Source organism: Streptomyces sp. NPDC057010 (genome assembly GCF_042673805.1).
Taxonomy (GTDB): domain Bacteria; phylum Actinomycetota; class Actinomycetes; order Streptomycetales; family Streptomycetaceae; genus Streptomyces.
On the sequence record NZ_JBHUSC010000015.1, the window covers coordinates 87,491 to 110,131 of the forward strand.

At 75.7% G+C, this 22,641-nt stretch carries 4 protein-coding genes and 1 pseudogene; all 5 read left to right on the forward strand.

Annotated features, from left to right (window positions below; all coding sequences use genetic code 11):
* Positions 1-314 precede the first annotated feature (314 nt).
* Complete coding sequence (locus ACFTXQ_RS16435; protein WP_382641229.1) at positions 315-1,487, forward strand: acyltransferase family protein; 1,173 nt, start codon at positions 315-317, stop codon at positions 1,485-1,487.
* On the forward strand, positions 1,484-2,707 hold the full coding sequence (locus tag ACFTXQ_RS16440) for a cytochrome P450 (RefSeq protein WP_382641231.1): 1,224 nt from the start codon (positions 1,484-1,486) through the stop codon (positions 2,705-2,707). Before ACFTXQ_RS16435 ends, ACFTXQ_RS16440 begins: the two co-directional genes overlap by 4 nt.
* Positions 2,708-2,754: 47 nt before the next feature.
* Positions 2,755-2,949 carry a ferredoxin gene (locus ACFTXQ_RS16445; RefSeq protein ID WP_382641233.1) on the forward strand — a complete coding sequence of 65 codons (195 nt, stop codon included), beginning with the start codon at positions 2,755-2,757 and terminating at the stop codon, positions 2,947-2,949.
* Between the two features lie 2 nt (positions 2,950-2,951).
* Complete coding sequence (locus tag ACFTXQ_RS16450) at positions 2,952-3,872, forward strand: alpha/beta hydrolase (protein WP_382641235.1); 921 nt, start codon at positions 2,952-2,954, stop codon at positions 3,870-3,872.
* Positions 3,873-3,951: 79 nt separating this feature from the next.
* A pseudogene (locus tag ACFTXQ_RS16455) lies at positions 3,952-22,594 on the forward strand (SDR family NAD(P)-dependent oxidoreductase).
* Positions 22,595-22,641 lie beyond the last annotated feature (47 nt).

The following is a 22,641-nucleotide window of genomic DNA, read 5'->3' on the forward strand; positions in this document are numbered from 1 at the left end:
GACCAGACCGCCGACCAGACGGCCGGCCAGGCGGACGGCCAGGCGGACGGCCAGGCGGACGGCCAGGCGGACGGCCAAACCTCGGGCGGAGCGGCCGGTCGGGCCGGGCGCGGGACCGCGGGCGGGGCCGGGCGCGGGGCCGCGGGTGCGGGGAGCGGCCGCGGGGCGGCACAAGAGCGGCTTTAGATCCGGCCAACAGGCGGCTGCCAGCGTGGGGACGTCCGTCGGACCGGACCGCACGCCGGGAGCCCGGCCCGGTCCGGCGGGGCGTCCCCGCACCAGCCCGTTCCCGTCCCAGCCGGAGGTCACTGCCCATGCCCCGCCCACCAGCCCCCTCGCACGCGTCCAGACTCCCGTCCCTCACGGGACTGCGCTTCATCGCGGCGCTGCTCGTCTTCGCCTTCCACACGACCTGGCAGACCCGGTTCATCGGCGGGTCGACGGGCAAGACGCTCGGTGACCTGTTCGGCAACGCCGGTTTCTACGGGGTCAGTTTCTTCTTCGTGCTCAGCGGCTTCGTCCTGACCTGGTCGGCGCGGCCGGACGACACGGCGCCCCGGGTCTGGCGGCGGCGGCTCGCGAAGATCTACCCCAACCACCTGGTCACCTTCGCCCTCGCGGCCGTGGTGATGCTGATCGCCGCCGATCCCTTCACCGCGAAGGGCACCCTGGCCAACCTCTTCCTCGTCCAGGCGTGGTTCCCCGACATCACCGTGCCGAACACGATGAACGCGGTCAGCTGGTCCCTGTCGGTCGAGCTCTTCTTCTACCTGAGCTTCCCCTTCCTGCTGCGCGTGCTGAACCGCGTGCCGGCGGCCCGGCTGTGGCCGCTCGCCGCCACCCTCGGCGCGTTCACGGTCATCGCCCCGCTGGTCGGCCGGTACGCCGTCACCGGGACCCCGCTGCCGTTCATCGACGACGGCACCCTGTCCTTCGAGCAGATCTGGTTCGTCTACTTCTTCCCGCCGGTGCGCGCCCTGGAGTTCCTCCTCGGCATGGTCGCCGCACGGCTGGTGCTCGCGGGCGCCTGGCCCAGGATCGGGCTGGCCCCGGCCGCGCTGATCGCCGTCGGCGGGTACGCCGTCAACTCCCTGGTCCCGTACCTGTACGGGGTCGCCGGCACCGCGGCCCTGTGGCTGACCCCGCTGGTGGCGGCCGCCGCGGTGTCCGACGACACCGGGAGCCGTTCACCGCTGCGCGGGCGGGTCCTCGTACGGCTCGGTGAGCTCTCGTTCGCGTTCTACATGGTGCACGGCCTGGTAGTGACGTACGGGCACCGCTGGCTGGTCGGCGGGTCCGACCTGCCGGCGCTCGCCGGGGCCGGGCTGCTGCTCGCCGCGCTGCTGGTCAGCCTGGGGCTGGCGCACGCCCTGTTCAGCTGGGTGGAGACGCCGGCCGTACGCAGGCTCGGCGCGCCCCGCCCCACCGCGCCGGCCGCCGCCCCGGCGGCCTCGGCGCCCACCGCCACCCTGGAGGCCAAGGAATGACCGGGACGACTGCCGCAACCGCCGCGAGCGCGGGGGACCTGCCCGCGTATCCGCAGGCCCGCGGCTGCCCCTTCCAGCCGCCCGCCGGCTACGACCGCTACCGCGAGGAGGGGCCCGTCTCCCTCGTGGAGCTCTACAACGGGCGCCGGGTGTGGGCGGTCAGCGGGCACGCGGAGGCCCGCCGTGTGCTGCTGGACGCGGCCACCTTCTCCTCGGACCGGGTGCACCCGCACTATCCGGCCACCGCTCCCCGCTTCGAAGCCGCCCGCAAGGTCCGCAACTTCATCGGGATGGACCCGCCCGAGCACACCGTGCAGCGGCGCATGCTGCTGTCCACGTTCACCGTGAAGAAGGTGGCCGCGCTGCGGCCGGGCATCCAGCGCCTCGTCGACGAGCTGATCGACACCATCGAGGCGAAGGGCCCGGTCGCCGACCTGGTCCCGGACTTCGCCCTGCCCGTGCCGTCCATCGTCATCTGCGAGCTGCTGGGCGTCCCGTACGCCGACCACGCCTTCTTCGAGCACCAGTCGCGCCGGGTGGTGACCGGCACCACCACGCTGGAGGACAGTGCGGACGCGTTCGCCCAGCTGAGCAGCTACCTGGACGGTCTGATCCGGCGCAAGGAGGCGGAGCCGGGCGACGGGCTGCTCGACACGCTGATCGCCGAACAGCTCGCGCCGGGCCACCTCTCCCACCGCGACCTGGTCGACATCGCGCTGCTGCTGCTCGTCGCCGGGCACGAGACCACCGCCAGCGCGATCGCGCTGGGCGTACTGACCCTGCTGCAGAACCCGGAGCAGCTGGCGGCGCTGAAGTCGGACGCCTCCCTGCTGCCGGGCGCGGTGGAGGAGCTCCTGCGCTACATGGCCATCGCGGACGGGGTGGCCCGGTTCGCGACCACCGACACCGAGCTCGGCGGCCACCAGGTCAAGGCCGGTGACGGGGTGATCGTGGTGATCTCGACGGCCAACCGGGACGAGGACGCCTTCCCCGGCGCGGACGCCTTCGACGTGGCGCGCGGGGCGCGGCACCACATCTCCTTCGGCCACGGCGTGCACCAGTGCATCGGCCAGAACCTCGCCCGGGCCGAGATGGAGATCGCCCTGTCCACCCTGTTCCGCCGGCTGCCGGGGCTGCGCCTCGCGGTGCCGGCCGCGGCGCTGCCGCTCAAGGAGCCCGGTGGCGTGCAGGGCGTCTGGGAACTGCCCGTCACCTGGTGAAGGACCGCAACCGCGGTCGCCGGCACAGCAGAAGGGACCTGAAGAACATGCGCATCACGGCCGACAGCCACCGGTGTCTGGGCGCGGGACAGTGCGTGCTGTCCGACCCCGACCGTTTCGACCAGTCGGAGGAGGGAACGGTGCTCGTCCTGCGGGAGCGGGTGAGCGGCGCCGACGAGGAGTCGCTGGCCCGGGAGACCGTGGCCCTGTGTCCCTCGCAGGCCCTCGCGCTGGAGGCCTGAGGATGCCGGTCGAGGGACGTCTGGCGGACGCGGTGGCGGATCACCGCGGCAGGCTGCTGGGCATCGGCGAACTGCCGCCGGTGCCCGGGACCGACGTACGGGAGCTGACGGTCGCGGGCCCGGCCGGCGGTCCCGACGTCCTGGTGCGGGTCTACCGGCCGAGGGCGCGGCGGGAGCTCCTGCCCGCGGTGCTGTGGATCCACGGCGGCGGGTTCTGCCTGGGCAACGTGGACTCCGTGCACCTGGGGGCCGCGCAGGCCGCCCTGCACGCCTCCGCGGTGGTCGTCGCGGTCTCCTACCGGCTGGCGCCGGAGCATCCGTACCCGGCGGGCCTCGACGACTGCTGGGCGGCCCTGGAGTGGACCGCCGGCCACACGGAGGCGCTGGGGGCCGATCCGGCCAGGATCGCGGTGGCGGGGGCGAGTTCCGGCGGCGCGCTCGCCGCCGGGCTCACCCTGCTGGCCCGCGACCGGGGCGGTCCCGCGCTGTGCTTCCAGCACCTGAGCACACCGGTGCTGGACGACCGGCTGGCCACCGCGTCGATGGCGGCGTACACGGACACCCCGGTGTGGAACCGCCGGCTGGCCGCCGAGAGCTGGGAGCTGTACCTGGGCGGGGCCGCCGGCCGGACCCGGGACCGGGACGGGGTTTCCGAGTACGCCGCGCCCGCCAGGGCCGCGGATCTGAGGGGGCTGCCGCCCGCCTACATCTCGACCGCCGGTCTCGACCCGCTCCGCGACGAGGGCCTGCAGTACGGGCTGCGGCTGGCGCAGGCGGGCGTGCCGGTGGAGCTGCACAACTTCCCCGGCGCCTACCACGCGTTCGTGGACGGGGCGCTGCCCGAGGAGCAGCAGCGGATCGGCGTGGAGCACCTGACCGCGCTGCGGGCGGGGCTGCACCGGGGTCCGGCGGGCCGGTTTTAGAGCGGCGAAAGCCCCTCGTTAGAGCAGGTGGCGAGTCTGGTGGCGCATTCGTCCTCGACGAGGGAGTACGTGACAGACCATGGCCAAGCCCCACTCCGCACCGATCGCCGTCGTCGGCCTCGCCTGCCGCCTTCCGGGGGCCGATGGCCCCGCCGCCTTCTGGCGGCTGCTCAGCCGGGGCGGCGACGCGGTCGGGGAGCCGCCGGCGGACCGCTGGTCCGCCTCGGCTCCCGCCCGGGGCGCCTTCCTGGACGAGGTGGACCGTTTTGACGCCGCCTTCTTCGGGATCTCCCCGCGCGAGGCGGCCGCGATGGACCCGCAGCAGCGGCTGATGCTCGAACTGGGCTGGGAGGCCCTGGAGGAGGCCGGGATCGTGCCCGGCTCCCTGGCCGGGAGCCGGACCGCGGTGTACGCGAGCGCCATCTGGGACGACTACGCGGCGCTGCACCACCGGCGCGGTGAGGCGGCGGCCGGGCGGCACTCGGTCACCGGCCTCAGCCGGGGCGTCATCGCCAACCGCCTGTCGTACGTGCTCGGGCTGACCGGCCCGAGCCTGACGGTCGACGCGGCCCAGTCCTCCTCCCTGGTGGCCGTCCACCTCGCCTGCGAGGGGCTGCGCCACGGGGACGCCGATCTGGCCGTGGTCGGCGGGGTGAACCTGATCCTGTCGCCCGGGAGCAGTGCGGACAGCGCCCGGTTCGGCGCCCTGTCCCCCGACGGCCGGTGCTTCACCTTCGACTCCCGTGCGAACGGCTACGTACGGGGTGAGGGGGGCGTCGCGGTCGTCCTGAAGCCCCTCGACCGGGCTCTCGCCGACGGGGACCGGGTGCACTGCGTGATCCTGGGCAGCGCCGTCAACAACGACGGGGCCTCCGCCGGGCTGACGGTCCCGGACCGTGCCGCGCAGGAGGCCGTGCTGCGGGCCGCGCACGACCGCGCCGGTACGGGCGGGGAGTCGGTCCAGTACGTCGAACTGCACGGCACGGGAACGCCCGTGGGCGATCCCGTGGAGGCGGCGGCGCTCGGCGCCGCGCTGGGCGCGGGCCGCGCGGCGGACTCCCCGCTGCTGGTGGGCTCGGCGAAGACGAACGTGGGGCACCTGGAGGGCGCGGCCGGGCTGGTGGGCCTGCTGAAGACGGCCCTGTCGGTGTCGCGGCGGCGCATTCCGGCGAGCCTGAACTTCCGCGAGCCGAACCCGGCGATCCCGCTGGAGGAGCTGGGCCTGCGGGTGCAGACCGGGGAGAGCGCGTGGCCGGCGCCGGACCGTCCGCTGATCGCGGGCGTCAGCTCGTTCGGCATGGGCGGCACCAACTGCCATGTGGTGGTGGGCGAGGCCCCCGTGCGCGTTCCCGGCGGGAAGGCCGCCGATGGCGGGGACGGCGCTGCCGGTGCGGACGGCGGGCCGGTGGCGTGGCTGCTCTCCGGGCGTGACGCCGCGGCGCTGCGCGGCCAGGCCGCCCAGCTGCTGCGGCACGGGCAGGACACCGCGGACGACGTGGTGGACACCGCCTTCTCCCTGGCGGCGACCCGGACCCTCTTCGACGAGCGGGCCGTGGTGGTGGCCGAGGACCTGCCCGGCTTGCTCGGCGGGACGGCCGCGCTGGCGGCGGGCGAGGAGCATCCGGCGGTGGTACGGGGCCGCGCGGCCGGCCGGGCCGGTACGGCGTTCCTGTTCACCGGGCAGGGCAGCCAGCGGGCCGGCATGGGCCGCGAACTCTACGACACGTACGGGGAGTTCGCCGGTGCCTTCGATGCCGTCTGCGCGGCGCTCGACCCGCACCTGGACCGGCCCCTGAAGGAGGTCGTCTTCGACGAGGACGACACCCTCCTCAACCTCACCCAGTACACCCAGCCCGCCCTGTTCGCCCTCGAAACCGCCCTCTACCGGCTGCTGGAGACCTGGGGCGTCACCGGACCGGGTGGGCGGCCACTCCGTCGGCGAGCTGACGGCGGCGCACGTGGCGGGAGTGCTCTCACTGGACGACGCCGCCCTGCTCGTCGCATCGCGCGGCCGGCTGATGGGCGGCCTGCCCGCGGGCGGCGCCATGGCCGCGGTGGAGGCGCCGGAGGAGGACGTACTGCCCCTGCTGGGCGAGCGGGTGTCGCTCGCCGCCGTCAACGGCCCCGATTCCGTCGTGGTGTCCGGGGACGAGACCGAAGTCGACCGGGTGGCGGCCCATTTCGCCGGCCTGGGCCGGCGCACACGGCGGCTCACCGTCAGCCATGCCTTCCACTCCCCCCACATGGAGCCGGTCCTCGACGAGTTCCGGGCCGTCGCCGCGCGACTCACCTTCCACGCGCCCCGCATCCCCGTCGTCTCCAATGTGACGGGCACCTTCGCGAGCGCCGAGGAGCTGGCCTCCCCCGACTACTGGACCCGGCACATCCGCGAGGCCGTCCGCTTCCACGACGGAGTGCGGGCCCTCGACGACGCCGGTACGACCGTCTACCTCGAACTCGGCCCGGACGCGGTGCTCACCGCGATGGCCCGCCGGACCCTCCAGGACAGGGACGGCGGGCGGGCGCTGCTCGCCGGGCTGCGCCGCGGGCGGCCGGAGGCGGCGGCACTGGTCGCCGCCGTCGCCGGGGCCCACGTGCACGGCACCGGGGTGGACTGGGCCGGGCTGTCCGCGGCCCGGGGCGGGCGTCCCGTACCGCTGCCCACGTACGCGTTCCAGCGGGAGCGGCACTGGCTGGACGGGGCCCCGCCTGCGGAGGACCCGGCGGACGTCCCGGCGGGTGCCGTCGTGCCGCAAGCCTCGGATCCCGCGGCTGCGTCCACCGCGGGCGCAGCGCAGCCCGACCTGACCGAGCTGGTGCGCACCCAGATCGCCTTCGTGCTCGGCCATGTCACGGCCGCCTCCGTGGACACCGCGCGCAGCTTCAAGGACCTGGGCTTCGACTCGCTCTCCGGGGTCGAGCTGCGCGACCGGCTCCAGTCCGCCACCGGTCACCCGCTGCCCTCCGCGCTGATCTACCACCACCCGACCCCCGAGGCCGTGGTCCGCGTACTGGAGGAGCGGTACGCCGGTGCGCGGCCCACCGTCGACGATGCCACCGCCGGCACGACCACCCGGACCCCGGTGGACGACACCGACCCCGTGGTGATCGTGGGAATGGCCTGCCGCTTCCCGGGCGGCGTGGGCTCGCCCGAGGACCTGTGGCAGCTCGTCGCGAGCGGCACCGACGCCATCGGCCCGTTCCCAGCCGACCGCGGCTGGGACCTCGCCGGCCTGTACGACCCCGACCCGGACCGCCCGGGAACCACGTACGCCCGCGAGGGCGGATTCCTGGCGGGCGCCGGGGACTTCGACGCCGAGTTCTTCGGGATCAGCCCGCGCGAGGCCGCCGCGATGGACCCCCAGCAGCGGCTGCTGCTGGAGACGGCGTGGGAGGCCTTCGAGCGGGCCGGGATCTCCCCCGACGGCCTGCGCGGCTCCCGGGCCGGGGTCTTCGTCGGCGCGACGGCCATGGACTACGGGCCGCGCCTGCACGAGGCCGCCGACGGTTACGACGGCTATCTCCTCACGGGCAGCACGGCGAGCGTCGCCTCCGGCCGCCTCGCCTACACCTTCGGCCTGGAGGGGCCGGCGGTGACCGTGGACACCGCCTGCTCGTCCTCCCTGGTCGCCCTGCACCTGGCGGTTCAGGCGCTGCGCCAGGGCGAGTGCGATCTGGCACTGGCCGGCGGGGTCACCGTCATGCCCACGCCCGGCATGTTCCTGGAGTTCAGCCGGCAGCGCGGGCTGGCGCCCGACGGCCGCTGCAAGCCGTTCGCCGCGGCCGCCGACGGCACCGCATGGGCCGAAGGCGCCGGACTGCTGCTGGTGGAGCGCCTGTCGGACGCCCGGCGCAACGGGCACCGGGTGCTGGCCGTCGTACGGGGTTCGGCCGTCAACCAGGACGGCGCGAGCAACGGGCTGACCGCACCCAACGGGCCGGCGCAGGAGCGGGTCATCCGCCAGGCCCTCACCGCCGCCGGGCTCACCGCCCAGGACGTCGACGCGATGGAGGCGCACGGCACGGGCACCCGGCTCGGCGATCCGATCGAAGCGGACGCCCTGCTGGCCACCTACGGACAGGACCGGCCCGAGGGCCGCCCGCTGCTGCTGGGCTCGCTGAAGTCCAACATCGGGCACGCGCAGGCCGCGGCCGGGGTCGGCGGCATCATCAAGATGGTCGAGGCCATGCGCCACGGGGTGCTGCCCCGCACCCTGCACGTGGACGAGCCGACCCCGCACGTCGACTGGACGGCCGGCGCGGTCGAGCTGCTCACCGAGTCCCGCGAGTGGGTCGCGGACGGGCGGCCGCGGCGGGCCGCCGTGTCCTCCTTCGGCATCAGCGGCACCAACGCCCACGTGATCCTGGAGGAGGGCCCGGAGCCGGCCACGGCGGACGGGGCGCCTGAAGCGGACGCTCCGGTGCTGCTGCCGCTGTCCGCACGGGCCGCCGACGCACTGACGGCTCAGGCGGGGCGACTGCACGCGTACCTGTCCGATCGCGAGGACGCGGACATCGCGGGGGTGGCCGCCGCACTGGCCACGGGGCGGGCGGCGCTCGCCCACCGTGCGGTACTCGTCGCCGAGGACCGGGACGGCGCCCTGGCGGCCCTCGCCGCACTGGCGACAGGCGACGAACACCCGGCGATCGTCCGCGGAACCGCCTCCGGCACCGCCCGCACCGCCCGCACCGCCTTCCTGTTCACCGGACAGGGCAGCCAACGGGCCGGCATGGGACGCGAACTCTACGACACCTACGAGGAGTTCGCCGCCGCCTTCGACGCCGTCTGCACGGCCCTCGACCCGCACCTCGACCGGCCCCTGAAGGAGATCGTCTTCGACGAGGACGACACCCTCCTCAACCTCACCCAGTACACCCAGCCCGCCCTCTTCGCCCTCGAAACCGCCCTGTTCCGCCTCCTCGAACACCACGGACTGACACCCGACCACCTCATCGGACACTCCATCGGCGAGTTCACCGCCGCACACGTCGCAGGAGTCCTCTCCCTCGAAGACGCCGCCCTCCTCGTCGCCACCCGCGGCCGCCTCATGGGCACCCTCCCCACCGGCGGCGCCATGACCGCCCTCGAAGCCACCGAGGAAGAGGTACTGCCGCTCCTGGGTGAGCGGGTAGCGCTCGCCGCGGTCAACGGGCCCGAAGCCGTCGTCGTCTCGGGCGACGAGGACGAAGTCGAGCGCATAACCGCCCACTTCACCGGCCTCGGCAGGCGGACCCGGCGGCTCACCGTCAGCCACGCCTTCCACTCCCCCCACATGGACCCCGTCCTCGACGAGTTCCGGGCGATCGCCGCCCGACTCACCTTCCACGCCCCCCGCATCCCCATCGTCTCCACCCTCACCGGGGCCGTCGCCACCGCCGAGGAACTCGCCTCGCCCGACTACTGGACCCGCCACATCCGCGAAACCGTCCGCTACCACCACGCCCTCGAAACCCTCCGCGAGAGCGGGGCGGCGGGTGTGCTCGTGGAGCTGGGCCCCGACGCCGCCCTCAGTGCGGCCACCCCGGGCGCCCTCCCCCTCCTGCGCCGCCACCGGGGTGAGCGGCTCACCCTGCTCACCGCCCTCGCCGCCGCCCACGCGCACGGCGCGGTCCTCGACTGGTCCGCCCTGTACCCCGGCCGGCCCGGCCACCTGGAGGGCCTGCCCACGTACCCGTTCCGGCACCAGCGCCACTGGCTCGCCGCGCCCGCCCACTCCGGGCGGGCGGCGACCGGCCACGCCTTCCTGGGCTCCCGCATCGAGCTCGCCGAGGACGGCGGCCTGGTGCTGCCCGGGCAGCTGTCGGCCGGCGCCCACCCGTGGCTGGCGGACCACCGGATCGCGGGCCGCGTGCTCGTGCCCGGCACCCTGTTCCTCGACCTGGCGCTGGCCGCCGGTGAACAGTCCGGCACCCTGCGCGTCGAGGAACTGACCCTGGAGGCACCGCTCGTCCTGGCCGGGGACCGCCCCGTACAACTCCAGGTGTCGGTCGGTGCGGCGGGCACGGGCGGGGTGCGCACGCTGTCCGTGCACGCCCGGGCCGCGGACGCGGACGAGGCCGGCACGGACGCCGAGTGGACCCGGCACGCCACCGGTCTGCTGGCACCGGCCCGTCCCGCGCCGCCCGCCGGGACGGGGGCTGCCTGGCCGCCGCCCGGAGCCGAGCCGGTGGACCCTGACGCCCTGTACGAGGACCTCGACGCCCTCGGCTACGCGTACGGCCCCGCCTTCCGGGGCGTACGGGCCGCCTGGCGGCTGGGCGAGGAGCTCTACGCCGAGCTGGAGCTGCCGGGGCAGGAGGTGGAGGGCTTCTCCGTGCACCCGGCGCTGCTGGACGCCGCTCTGCACCTGCCGGTAGCTCGCGCCGCCGAGGACGGCGCGGGCGGGCTTCCGCTGCCCTTCTCCTGGTCGGGCGTGGAACTGCACGCGACGGGCGCGTCCGTGCTGCGGGCGCGCTGGGCGGCCGACGGCCACCTGACGGCCGGGGACCCCGAGGGGCGCCCGGTGGTCACGGCGGACGCGCTGGCCCTGCTGCCCGTGGACGCGGCCGGGCTGGGTGCGGCGGCCGACCGGCCGCGTGATCTGCACCGGGTCGTGTGGGAGGCCGTGGCGCCGGTCGCGGACTCCGCCGGACCCGTGGTGCTCGTCGGCTCGCTCGACGAACTGGACCCGCAGACTCCGGAGGTTCCGCCGGTGGTCGCCGTCCGGGTGCCGGCGGGCCGCGGAGCGGCCGGGCATGCCCTCGGGCAGGTGCGGGCCTGGCTGGCGGAGGACCGGTTCGCCGATTCCCGGCTGCTGTTCCTCACCCGGGACGCCGTCGCGGCGGCCGCCGGGGACGCGGTGGCCGACCCGTGGGCGGCCGCGGTGTGGGGGCTGCTGCGATCGGCCCAGACGGAGCATCCGGGCCGGTTCGCGCTGGCCGATGTCGACTCCGGCTTCTCCCCGCAGGACGGCGCGGCGCTCTCCGCGCTCGCTGCCGCCTCCGTTCCGGAGCCCCAACTGGCCGTCCGTGCGGGTGTTCTGAGCTCGCCCCGGCTCGTACGGGCCGAGGCAGCCGATCCGGTGTCCGCGCCCGCCGGGCTCGCGGACCGTACCGTGCTGGTGACCGGCGGGACGGGCTCCCTGGGCCGGCTGCTCGTACGGCACCTCGCGGAGCGGCACGGCGTACGTCACCTGCTGCTGCTCAGCCGGTCCGGGGCCGCGGCCGCCGGGGCCGGCGAGCTGGCGGCCGAGCTGGAGGCGGTGGGCGCCCGGGCCGAGTTCGCGGCCGTGGACTCCGCCGACCGCGAGGCGCTGGCGCGGGTGCTGGACTCCGTACCGGCGGAGCGCCCGCTGGGAGCGGTGTTCCACCTGGCCGGCGTACTGGACGACGGGACGGTCGACGGCCTGGACGGCGAGCGGCTGGACGGGGTGCTCCGTCCCAAGGCCGACGCCGCGTTCCACCTGCACGAGCTGACCCGGGGCCTGGACCTGGCGGCCTTCGTGCTGTTCTCCTCGGTCAGCGCGCTGGCCGGTACGGCCGGGCAGGCCAACTACGCGGCCGCCAACGCCGTTCTGGACGCCCTCGCCGACCACCGCCGGGCCCTGGGCCTGACCGGTGTCTCGCTGGCCTGGGGGCTGTGGGACACGGCGGACGGCATGGCGGGCGGTCTGGGCGCGGCGGAACGGGCCCGCTGGGCTCGCTCCGGCTTCGCCCCGCTGACCGGCGAGGAGGGGCTGGCCCTGCTCGACGCGGCGACGGCGGGCGGCTCGGGCGCGCTGGTGCCCGTACGGGTGGACGCCGCGGCCCTGCGCGAGCGGGCGGCGGCCGGTCCGCTGCCGGCGCCGCTGCGGCACCTGGTGCGCGCCCCGCTGCGGCGGGCCGCGGCCGGTGCGGCGGGCGGTGCCCCGGCCGCGGACGGCTCGTGGGCCGGGCGGACGGGCGCGCTGCCGGAGCCGGAGCGGAGCCGCGAGGTCGCCGAACTCGTCCGGACGACGGTGGCGACGGTGCTCGGGCACGTCACCCCGGCCTCCATCGACGTCGGCCGGGCCTTCCGCGACCTCGGGTTCGACTCGCTGACGGGCGTGGAGCTGCGCAACCGGCTCGGTGCGCTCACCGGACTGCGGATCCCCGCCACGGCCGTGTTCGACCACCCGTCCCCGGAGGCGCTCACCGCCTACCTGGTGGGTCTGCTGCCGGGTGGCGACGCGGGCGGCCGGGCCGAGCGGGGGGCGGCGGCGGCCGGTGCGGTCGCGGTCCCGCTCACCGACGATCCGGTGGTGATCGTGGGGATGGCCTGCCGCTACCCGGGCGGCGTGGGCTCGCCCGAGGACCTGTGGCAACTCGTCGCCTCCGGCACCGACGCCGTCGGCCCGTTCCCCGCCGACCGCGGCTGGGACCTGGCCGGCCTGTACGACCCGGACCCCGATCACCTGGGTACCTCGTACACCCGCGAGGGCGGATTCCTCTACGGGGCGGCCGAGTTCGACGCCGGGTTCTTCGGGATCAGCCCGCGCGAGGCGGTCGCCGTCGATCCGCAGCAGCGGCTGCTGCTGGAGACGGCGTGGGAGGCCTTCGAGCGGGCCGGCATCGACGCCGGGTCGGTGCGCGGCACGCGGACCGGTGTGTTCGCCGGCGTGATGTACAACGACTACAGCTCGCGGCTCGCCAAGACCCCGCAGGAGCTGGAGGGTTACGTCCTCACCGGCAACACGGCGAGCGTGGTCTCCGGCCGCCTCGCCTACACGTTCGGCCTGGAGGGGCCGGCGGTGACCGTGGACACCGCGTGCTCGTCGTCCCTGGTCGCCCTGCACCTCGCGGCGCAGGCGCTGCGGTCGGGTGAGTGCGATCTGGCGCTGGCGGGCGGGGTGACCGTCATGGCACGGCCTGACACGTTCGTGGAGTTCAGCCGGCAGCGCGGCCTGTCGGCCGACGGCCGCTGCAAGTCCTTCGCGGCGGCTGCGGACGGGACGGGGTGGTCGGAGGGGGTCGGACTGCTGCTGGTCGAGCGGCTGTCGGACGCCCGGCGCAACGGGCACCAGGTGCTGGCCGTCGTACGGGGCTCCGCCGTCAACCAGGACGGCGCGAGCAACGGGCTGACGGCCCCGAACGGGCCGGCGCAGGAGCGGGTCATCCGCCAGGCCCTCGCCTCCGCCGGGCTGAGCGCGCAGGACGTCGACGCCGTCGAGGCGCACGGCACGGGAACCCGGCTCGGCGACCCGATCGAGGCGCAGGCGCTGCTGGCGACGTACGGACAGGACCGGCCGGAGGACCGGCCGCTGCTGCTGGGCTCGCTGAAGTCCAACATCGGGCACGCGCAGGCCGCGGCCGGGGTGGGCGGCATCATCAAGATGGTCGAGGCCATGCGCCACGGGGTGCTGCCCCGCACCCTGCACGTGGACGAGCCGACCCCCCACGTGGACTGGTCGGCGGGCCGCGTGGAGCTGCTCACCGAGTCGGTGCCGTGGCCGGAGGGCGAAGGGCCGCGGCGGGCCGCCGTGTCCTCCTTCGGCATCAGCGGGACCAACGCGCACGTGATCCTGGAGGACGTCGCGGAGGCCCCCGCCGGGGCCGAGGACTCCGAATCCGTCGGCGGCCCGGTGCTGCTGCCGCTGTCCGCCCACTCCCCGGAGGCGCTCCGGGCCCAGGCGGGGCAGCTGGTGGCCCACCTCGACGCCCGTTCCGGCCCTGCCTCCCTGCACTCCACCGCGCGCGTACTGGCCACGGGCCGGGCGGCGCTCGCGCACCGCGCCGTGCTCGTGGCCGAGGACCGCGACAGCGCCCTGGCGGCCCTCACGGCCCTGGCGACAGGCGACGAACACCCGGCAGTCGTCCACGGAACCGCCTCCGGCACCTCCCGCACCGCCTTCCTGTTCACCGGGCAGGGCAGCCAGCGGGCCGGCATGGGCCGCGAACTCTACGACACCTACGGGGAGTTCGCCGCGGCCTTCGACACCGTCTGCGCAGCCCTCGACCCGCACCTCGACCGGCCCCTGAAGGAGATCGTCTTCGACGAGGACGACACCCTCCTCAACCTCACCCAGTACACCCAGCCCGCCCTCTTCGCCCTCGAAACCGCCCTGTTCCGCCTCCTCGAACACCACGGACTGACACCCAACCACCTCATCGGACACTCCATCGGCGAGTTCACCGCCGCACACGTCGCAGGCGTCCTCTCCCTCGAAGACGCCGCCCTCCTCGTCGCCACCCGAGGCCGCCTCATGGGCACCCTCCCCACAGCCGGCGCCATGACCGCCCTCGAAGCCACCGAGGAAGAGGTACTGCCGCTCCTGGGTGAGCGGGTGGCGCTCGCCGCGGTCAACGGGCCGGAGGCCGTCGTCGTCTCGGGCGACGAGGACGAAGTCGAGCGCGTAGCCGCCCACTTCACCGGCCTGGGCAGGCGGACCCGGCGGCTCACCGTCAGCCACGCCTTCCACTCCCCCCACATGGACCCCGTCCTCGACGAGTTCCGGGCCACCGCCGCCCGGCTCACCTTCCACGCCCCCCGCATCCCCATCGTCTCCACCCTCACCGGCACCGTCGCCACCGCCGAGGAACTCGCCTCACCCGACTACTGGACCCGCCACATCCGCGAAACCGTCCGCTACCACCACGCCCTCGAAACCCTCCGCGGCCAGGGCCCGGTCCTCGCGATCGAGGTCGGCCCCGACGCCTCGCTCACCTCGCTGACCCCCGAGGCGTCCCCGCTCCTGCGCCGCGGCCGGAGCGAGCCGTCCGTGTTCCTGACCGCCCTCGCCACCGCCCACGCGCGCGGCGCGGCCCTCGACTGGACCGTCATCGGCGGCGCCGGGTCGGGCGGTGCCCGGGACCTGCCCACGTATCCCTTCCAGCGGGAGCGGTTCTGGATGGAGGCCGCACCCGAGGCCCAGGGCGGCGGCGCGCTGCTCGGCCCGGCCGTGGAACTGGCCGACGGGCGCGGCCTGTTGTTCTCCGGCACCCTTCGTCCGGAGCTGCTGCCGTGGCTCGCGGACCACGCCGTCGGCGGGGTGCCGCTCGTGCCGGGCAGTGTCTTCGCCGAGCTGGCGCTCCAGGCGGGCGAGCACGCACGGAGCCACGTGGTGGACGACCTCACCCTGGAGGCCCCGCTGCTCCTGCCCGCGACGGGATCCGTCGCCCTCCAGCTGACGGTGGACGCCCCGGACACCGGGGGCCGGCGCCCCTTCACCGTCCATGCCCGGACCGCGGAGGACGCCCCGTGGGTGCGCCACGCCTCCGGGACCCTCGCCCCCGAAGACCACGTCCCGGCCCTCGCCCTCGCCTCCGAGGCCGACTGGCCGCCCGCCGGAGCCACCGTGATCGACGTGGAGCGGGTGTACGGGCGCCTGGCGGAGCTGGGCTACGGCTACGGGCCGACCTTCCGGAACCTGACGGCCGCCTGGCGGGACGGGGAGACCCTGCTCGCCGAGGTGCGGCTCCCCGCGGAACTCGACGCGTCCGCCGATGCGTTCGCCCTGCACCCTGCCCTCCTCGACGCGGCCCTGCACCTCCTTCCGGTCCGGGAGGAGGACGCCGCCGAGGTGGTACTGCCGTTCGCGTGGACGGGCCTTCGCCTGCACGCGACCGGTGCGACGGCGCTCCGGGTGCGGCTGGCCCCGGCCGGCCCGGGCGCGGTGTCCGTGGACCTCACGGACCCGGCCGGCGCTCCGGTGGCCGGTGCCGAGGCGCTGGTGCTGCGGCCGCTGCCCGAAGGCCTGCCCTCCTCCGCGGCCTCGCTCCCGCTGTACGCGGTGGCGTGGACGGGGGTGGCTCCGGCCCTCACGCCGGACGATGACTCGGCGGCCGCGACCGTGGCGGCGTACGTCGGGCCGCAGGAGAGCCCGGGGTCCGCGGCCCGGCACGCTCTGGGCCTCGTACAGGACTGGCTGGCACAGGAGCACCCGGCGGGTGCGCGGCTCGCGCTGGTCACGGAAGGTGCCGTCGCGACCCGTCCGGGCGAGAGCCTGCCCGCCCTGCCGGCGGCGACCGTCTGGGGGCTGGTGCGCACGGCGCAGAGCGAGCACCCGGGCCGGTTCGTCCTCGTGGACTCCGACGGGAGCGAGGCGTCCGCCGCCGCGCTCGACCGGGCCCTCGGCTCCGGCGAGCCCCAGCTCGCCCTGCGCGAGGGGGAGATCGTCGTGCCGCGCCTGACACCGGTACCGGCCGAGGACTCCGGACCGCACCGGCTGCGGGCGGGCGGTACGGTGCTGCTCACCGGCGCGACCGGCGCGCTCGGCGCCCTCGTCGCCGAACACCTCGTCACCGAACACGGCGTCACCCGCCTGCACTTGACCAGCCGCCGCGGACCCGAAGCCCCCGGCGCCCGGGAACTCACCGACCGGCTCACCGGTCTCGGCGCCCACGTCACCCTGACCGCCTGCGACACCGCCGCCCCGGAAGCCCTCGCCGCCCTGCTCGCCGGCATCCCGGACGAACACCCGTTGAGCGCCGTGGTTCACTCCGCCGGTGTACTGGACGACGGGATCCTGGAAGACCTCACGGCAGAGCGGCTGGATGCCGTGCTCCGGCCGAAGGCCGACAGTGCGTGGCTGCTGCACGAGCTGACGCGGGACCTGGACCTGGACGTCTTCGTCCTCTTCTCCTCGATCACCGGGGTGACGGGCACGGCCGGGCAGGCCAACTACGCCGCCGCCAACGCCTACTTGGACGCACTGGCCCAGCACCGGCACGCCCTCGGCCTGCCCGCCACCTCCCTCGCCTGGGGCCTGTGGGACACCGGCACCGATGCGGGCATGGGCGGACACCTCACCACCGCCGACCTCGCCCGCATCGCCCGCACCGGCATCGCCCCCCTCACCACCACCGAAGGACTCCGCCTCTTCGACGCCGCCCTCGCCGGGGCGCCGGCGGAAGGCCCGGGCCGGGCGGCCCTGGTCGCGACCCGTTTCGCGCTCCCGGCCCTGGAGGCCTCGGGCACGGAGGTACCGGCCCCGCTCCGCTCCCTGGTCCGCACCACCCGGCGGCGCGCCGCCGGCGGCTCCGCGCCGGCGTCCGCCGCGGGGTCCGGGGACCTCGTCGCCCGGCTGTCCGGGCTCGCCCGGGCGGACGCGGAGCGGGAGCTGCTGGACCTCGTACGGGCTGCTGCCGCGACCGTGCTCGGGCACGCCGGCGGCGACTCCGTGGCGGCCGGGCGGGCCTTCACCGACCTGGGATTCGACTCCCTCGCCGCGGTGGACCTGCGCAACCGGCTGGGTGCGGCGACCGGCCTGCGGCTGCCCACCACGCTGGTCTTCGACCACCCCACGCCGGCCGCGCTGGCCGCGCAACTGCTGGCGGAACTCCTGGGCTCCGGGGCCGCGGCCGGGACCGGGGAGCTGCCGGCCGTCGTCTCCGGTGCGTCGCGCACCGGTGACGACGCCGAGGACGCGATCGCCATCGTCGCGATGGCCTGCCGCTTCCCGGGCGGGGTGACCTCGCCGGAGGAGCTGTGGCGGCTGGTCGCGGAGGGCACGGACGCGGTGTCCGGCTTCCCCGCCGACCGGGGCTGGGACCTGGCCGGGCTGTACGACCCGGACGGCTCGCGCCCGGGCACCTCGTACGCCCGCGAGGGCGGCTTCCTGTACGGGGCTGCCGACTTCGACCCGGAGTTCTTCGGGATGAGCCCGCGCGAGGCGCTGACCACCGACCCCCAGCAGCGGCTGCTGCTGGAGACGGCGTGGGAGGCGTTCGAGCGCGCCGGGATCGACCCGGCGGGGCTGCGCGGCAGCCGGACCGGCGTCTTCGCCGGCGTGATGTACAACGATTACGGGGCCAGGCTGCACCAGGCCGGGCAGGCCCCGGAGGGCTTCGAGGGGTACCTGGTCAGCGGCAGCGCGGGCAGTGTGGCCTCCGGCCGGGTGTCGTACACCTTCGGCCTGGAGGGACCTGCCGTCACCGTCGACACCGCCTGCTCCTCGTCGCTGGTGGCCCTGCACCTGGCGGCTCAGGCGCTGCGGTCGGGCGAGTGCGACCTCGCGCTCGCCGGCGGGGTGACCGTCATGGCGAGCCCGGCGACGTTCGTCGAGTTCAGCCGGCAGCGCGGGCTGTCGCCGGACGGGCGCTGCAAGCCGTTCGCCGCGGCCGCCGACGGTACGGGCTGGGCGGAGGGCGCGGGTCTGCTGCTGGTCGAGCGGCTGTCCGACGCCCGCCGCAACGGGCACCGGGTGCTGGCGCTGGTCCGCGGTACGGCCGTCAACCAGGACGGTGCGAGCAACGGCCTGACGGCGCCCAACGGCCCGTCCCAGCAGCGGGTGATCCGCCAGGCGCTGGCCGCCGCAGGTCTCACCGCGGGGGACGTCGACGCCGTCGAGGCGCACGGCACGGGGACCCGGCTCGGCGACCCGATCGAGGCGCAGGCCCTGCTGGCCACGTACGGGCAGGACCGACCGGAGGGCGACCCGCTGTTCCTCGGTTCGGTGAAGTCGAACATCGGGCACACGCAGGCCGCCGCCGGGGTCGCCGGGGTGATCAAGTCGGTGATGTCGATGCGGCACGGCGTACTGCCCAGGAGCCTGCACATCGACGAGCCGTCCCCCCACGTCGACTGGTCGGCGGGCGCGGTGGAGCTGCTCACCGAGTCCGTCGACTGGCCCGAACGCGGACGGCCCCGGCGGGCCGCCGTGTCCTCCTTCGGGATCAGCGGCACCAACGCCCACGTGGTCCTGGAGCACGTCCCCGACCCGGCCCCCGAACCGGCCCCCGAACCGGCTCCGGCCCCTGTGCCGCTGCCGTGGCTGCTGTCCGCGCGCACTCCCGAGGCGCTGCGCGCCCAGGCTGAGCGGCTGTCCGCGTACGCCGGGACGCGCACGGAGGGCGAGCTGGCCGACGCCGTCCGGGCACTGGCCACGGGCCGCGGCGCCCTCGAACACCGTGCGGCGTTCGTCGCGGGTGACCGCGAGGACGCGCAGGGCGTGCTGCGGCTCCTCGCCGCGGGCGACCCCTCGCGGGCCACGGTGCGCGAGGTGCCGGCCGATCCGCCGCGCACGGCCTTCCTGTTCACCGGGCAGGGCAGCCAGCGGGCGGGCATGGGCCGTGAACTGTACGAGCGGTACGAGGTGTTCGCCCGGGCCTTCGATGCCGCGTGCGCCGCACTGGATCCGCTGCTGGGCGGGTCGCTGCGGGAGATCGTGTTCCGCGAGGACGACGACACCCCGCTGAACCGGACCGAGTTCACGCAGCCCGCGCTCTTCGCCCTCGAAACCGCGCTCTACCGGCTGCTGGAGGCCTGGGGCGTCACCCCGGGGCTGGTGGCCGGGCATTCCATCGGGTCGGTCGCGGCCGCCCACGTGGCGGGAGTCCTGACCCTGGCGGACGCGGCGACGCTGATCGCCGCGCGCGGCCGGCTGATGCAGGCCCTGCCGCCGGGCGGCGCCATGGTGGCGCTCTCGCTGGACGAGGACGCGGCGCGGGCCCTGCTGGCCGGGCACGAGGCCTCGGCCGGTATCGCGGCCGTCAACGGCCCGCGCGCCACGGTCGTCTCCGGCACCGAGGAGGCCGTACGGGAGATCACCGCCCGGGCCGGCGAAGCGGGCGCGAAGACGCGCCGCCTGACGGTCAGTCATGCCTTCCACTCGCCGCTGATGGAGCCGATGCTGGCCGCGTTCCGGGAGGTCGTGACCGGCCTCGCCTTCCACGCGCCGGCGATCCCGCTGGTATCGGACCTGACCGGCCGGCTCGCGAGCGCCGAGGAACTCGCCTCCCCCGACTACTGGACCCGGCACATCCGCGAGACGGTGCGCTTCGCCGATGCGCTGCGCACCCTGCGGGACGAGGGCGCCGGAGTGTTCGTCGAGCTCGGCCCGGACGCCGTGCTGACGACGATGGCCGCCGACACGCTGCCCGATGCCGTACTCCTGCCCGTCCTGCGCCGCGACCGGGCGGAGAGCGCCGCGCTGCCCGAGGCCCTCGGCGGGCTGTGGGCGGCCGGGGCGCCGGTGGACTGGGCGGCGTACTTCGGCGGGCGTCTCGCGCCGCCGGCGGCGCTGCCCACCTACCCCTTCCGGCGCGACCGGTACTGGCTGGACGCGCCCGCCGGGAACCGTACCGATGTCGGCGGGGCGGGGCTGGGGGTCGCGGACCATCCGCTGCTCGGGGCCGCCGTCGAACTCGCCGACGGCTCCGGGGTGGTGCACACCGGGCGGATCTCGCTGCGCAGCCACCCCTGGCTGGCCGACCACGCCCTGCTGGGCACGGCCGTGCTGCCGGGGGCCGCACTGCTGGACCTGGCCCTGTACGCGGGACGGGCCGCCGGCGCGCCCGAGGTGGCCGAGCTGACGCTCACCGCCCCGCTGCCGGTGCCCGAGGACGGTGCGGTGCAGGTGCAGCTGACCGTGGGCGCGGCCGACGCCGCCGGACGGCGGTCCGTGAGCGTCCACGCCCGGGAGGACGGGACGCAGGACCCGTGGACGGAACACGCCTCGGGTCTCCTGGCCCCGGAGACGGAGGCCGGCGCGGTCACCGACGCGCCCGCCGCCTGGCCGCCGGCCGGCGCGGAGCCCGTGGACGTATCGGCCGCGTACGAGGACCTGGCGGGGCTCGGCTACGCCTACGGGCCCGCGTTCCGGGGGCTGCGGGCGGCCTGGCGCCGGGCGGACGGCACGTGGTTCGCCGAGCTCGCGCCGGCCGCGACGGGCGGCGCCGACGACGCGCGCCGGGGGTTCCCGGTCCATTCCGCACTGCTCGATTCGGCACTGCATCCGCTCGCCCTCGAAGGGCCCGGGGAGACGGGGGGCCTGCGGGTTCCGTTCTCCTGGGCCGGGGTGCGGGCGCACGGCGGGGTGGCCTCGGACGTCCTGCGGGTCACCCTGACACCGGCGGGCTCCGACCGGACGGGGCTCCTCGTCACGGACGAGTCCGGGCACCCGGTGCTGTCCGCCGAGGCGCTGACCGTACGGGAGGCCGATCCGGCGCGGCTCCGGGCGGGCCGGGGGACGGGGAGCACCCTGCACCGGGTGGACTGGGTCCCGTACGACCGTGCCGAACCGGCCGAACCGGATGCAGCCGGCAGCCCGTACGTGGTGCTGGCGGCGGAGCCGGAGGCGTCACCGTACGGCGTGCTGGAGGCGCTGCGCGGCTGGCTGGAGGACGAGCGTTCCGCCGACGCGCGGCTCGCCGTCGTCACCCGGGGCGCGAGTGCCGTACGCGCGGACGAGCCCGTCGCCGGGCTGGAGCAGGCTCCCCTGTGGGGGCTGGTCCGGACGGCGCAGAGCGAGCACCCGGGCCGGTTCGTCCTCGTGGACACCGACGGGAGCGAGGCCTCGGAGGCGGCGCTGGGCCGGGCCCTGGCCTCGGCGGAGCCGCAACTCGCGCTGCGGGAGGGCCGGTTGTTCGTCCCACGGCTGGCGGTGCTGCCGCAGCCGGAGCCCCGCTCCTGCCTGCTGCGGGCGGGCGGTACGGTGCTGCTCACCGGCGCGACCGGCGCGCTCGGCGCCCTCGTCGCCGAACACCTCGTCACCGAACACGGCGTCACCCACCTGCACTTGACCAGCCGCCGCGGGCCCGAAGCCCCCGGCGCCCGGGAACTCACCGACCGGCTCACCGGGCTCGGCGCCCACGTCACCCTGACCGCCTGCGACACCGCCGACCGGGACGCCCTGACCGCCCTGCTCGCCGGTATCCCCGACGAGCACCCGTTGAGCGCCGTGGTCCACGCCGCCGGCATCACCCGGGACGGCACGCTCGGCTCCCTCACGGAGACGGACCTCACCGAGGTGCTGCGGCCGAAGGTGGACGCGGCCAGGCTGCTGCACGAGCTCACGCGGGGCATGGACCTGGACGCCTTCGTCCTCTTCTCCTCCGTCGCGGGCATCACGGGCAATCCCGGGCAGGCCAACTACGCCGCCGCCAACACCTACTTGGACGCACTGGCCCAGCACCGGCACGCCCTCGGCCTGCCCGCCACCTCCCTCGCCTGGGGCCTGTGGGACACCGGCACCGAGGCGGGCATGGCCGGACACCTCACCACCGCCGACCTCGCCCGCATCGCCCGCACCGGCATCGCCCCCCTCACCACCACCGAAGGACTCCACCTCTTCGACGCCGCCCTCGCCGGCGGCCTGCCGGTCCTCGTGCCGGCCCGGGTGGACACGGCGGCGCTGCGCCGGGCCGCCGACCCGGCGCGGATCCCTGTACTGCTGCGGGACCTGGTCCCGCTGCCCGAGCCGAGGCCGGCCGCATCCCGTACCACGGGTGAGGCCACCCGGTCCGGGGCGGAGGAGGGGACTCCGCCGTGGGTGCGCAAGCTCGCCGAGGCGGCCTCCGCCGACCGGGCCCGGATCGCCCTGGATCTCGTACGGGCGACCGTCGCCGATGTGCTCGGCATCCCGCCGAACCGGCCCGTACCCGTCGACCGCGGGCTGCTCGACCTGGGCTTCGACTCGCTGACCGCGGTCGAGTTCCGCAACCGGATCGGCGCCGAGACGGGCCTGCGCCTGCCCACGACCCTGCTCTTCGACCAGCCGACGGTCAGCGCGCTCGCCCCGCACCTGCTGCGCGAGCTCGCTCCCCGACTGCCGGGCGGCGCCGCGACGGCCCTGGCCCGCATCGACGAACTGGAAGCCGCCTTCGACGAAGGCGACCTGAGCGCCGAGGCACACGAACGCATCGCCGACCGCCTGGCGGCGGTCCTGGCCCGGCTCCGCCCCGGCGGCGCCGCGGCCGGCGAGGACACGACCACCACCGCACTTCTCGACCAGGCCTCCGACGACGAGCTCTTCCAGCTCATCGACGGCAGCCTCGGCTCCGAGTGACCAGCACCAAGAGGAGAGTTGACGTCGCATGACGAACGAGGACAAGC

Excerpts from the sequence above, each read along its gene's own strand:
- ACFTXQ_RS16435 (WP_382641229.1), top strand. The coding sequence starts at position 315 with ATGCCCCGCCCACCAGCCCCCTCGCACGCGTCCAGACTCCCGTCCCTC.
- ACFTXQ_RS16440 (WP_382641231.1), top strand. The coding sequence starts at position 1,484 with ATGACCGGGACGACTGCCGCAACCGCCGCGAGCGCGGGGGACCTGCCC.
- ACFTXQ_RS16445 (WP_382641233.1), top strand. The coding sequence starts at position 2,755 with ATGCGCATCACGGCCGACAGCCACCGGTGTCTGGGCGCGGGACAGTGC.
- ACFTXQ_RS16450 (WP_382641235.1), top strand. The coding sequence starts at position 2,952 with ATGCCGGTCGAGGGACGTCTGGCGGACGCGGTGGCGGATCACCGCGGC.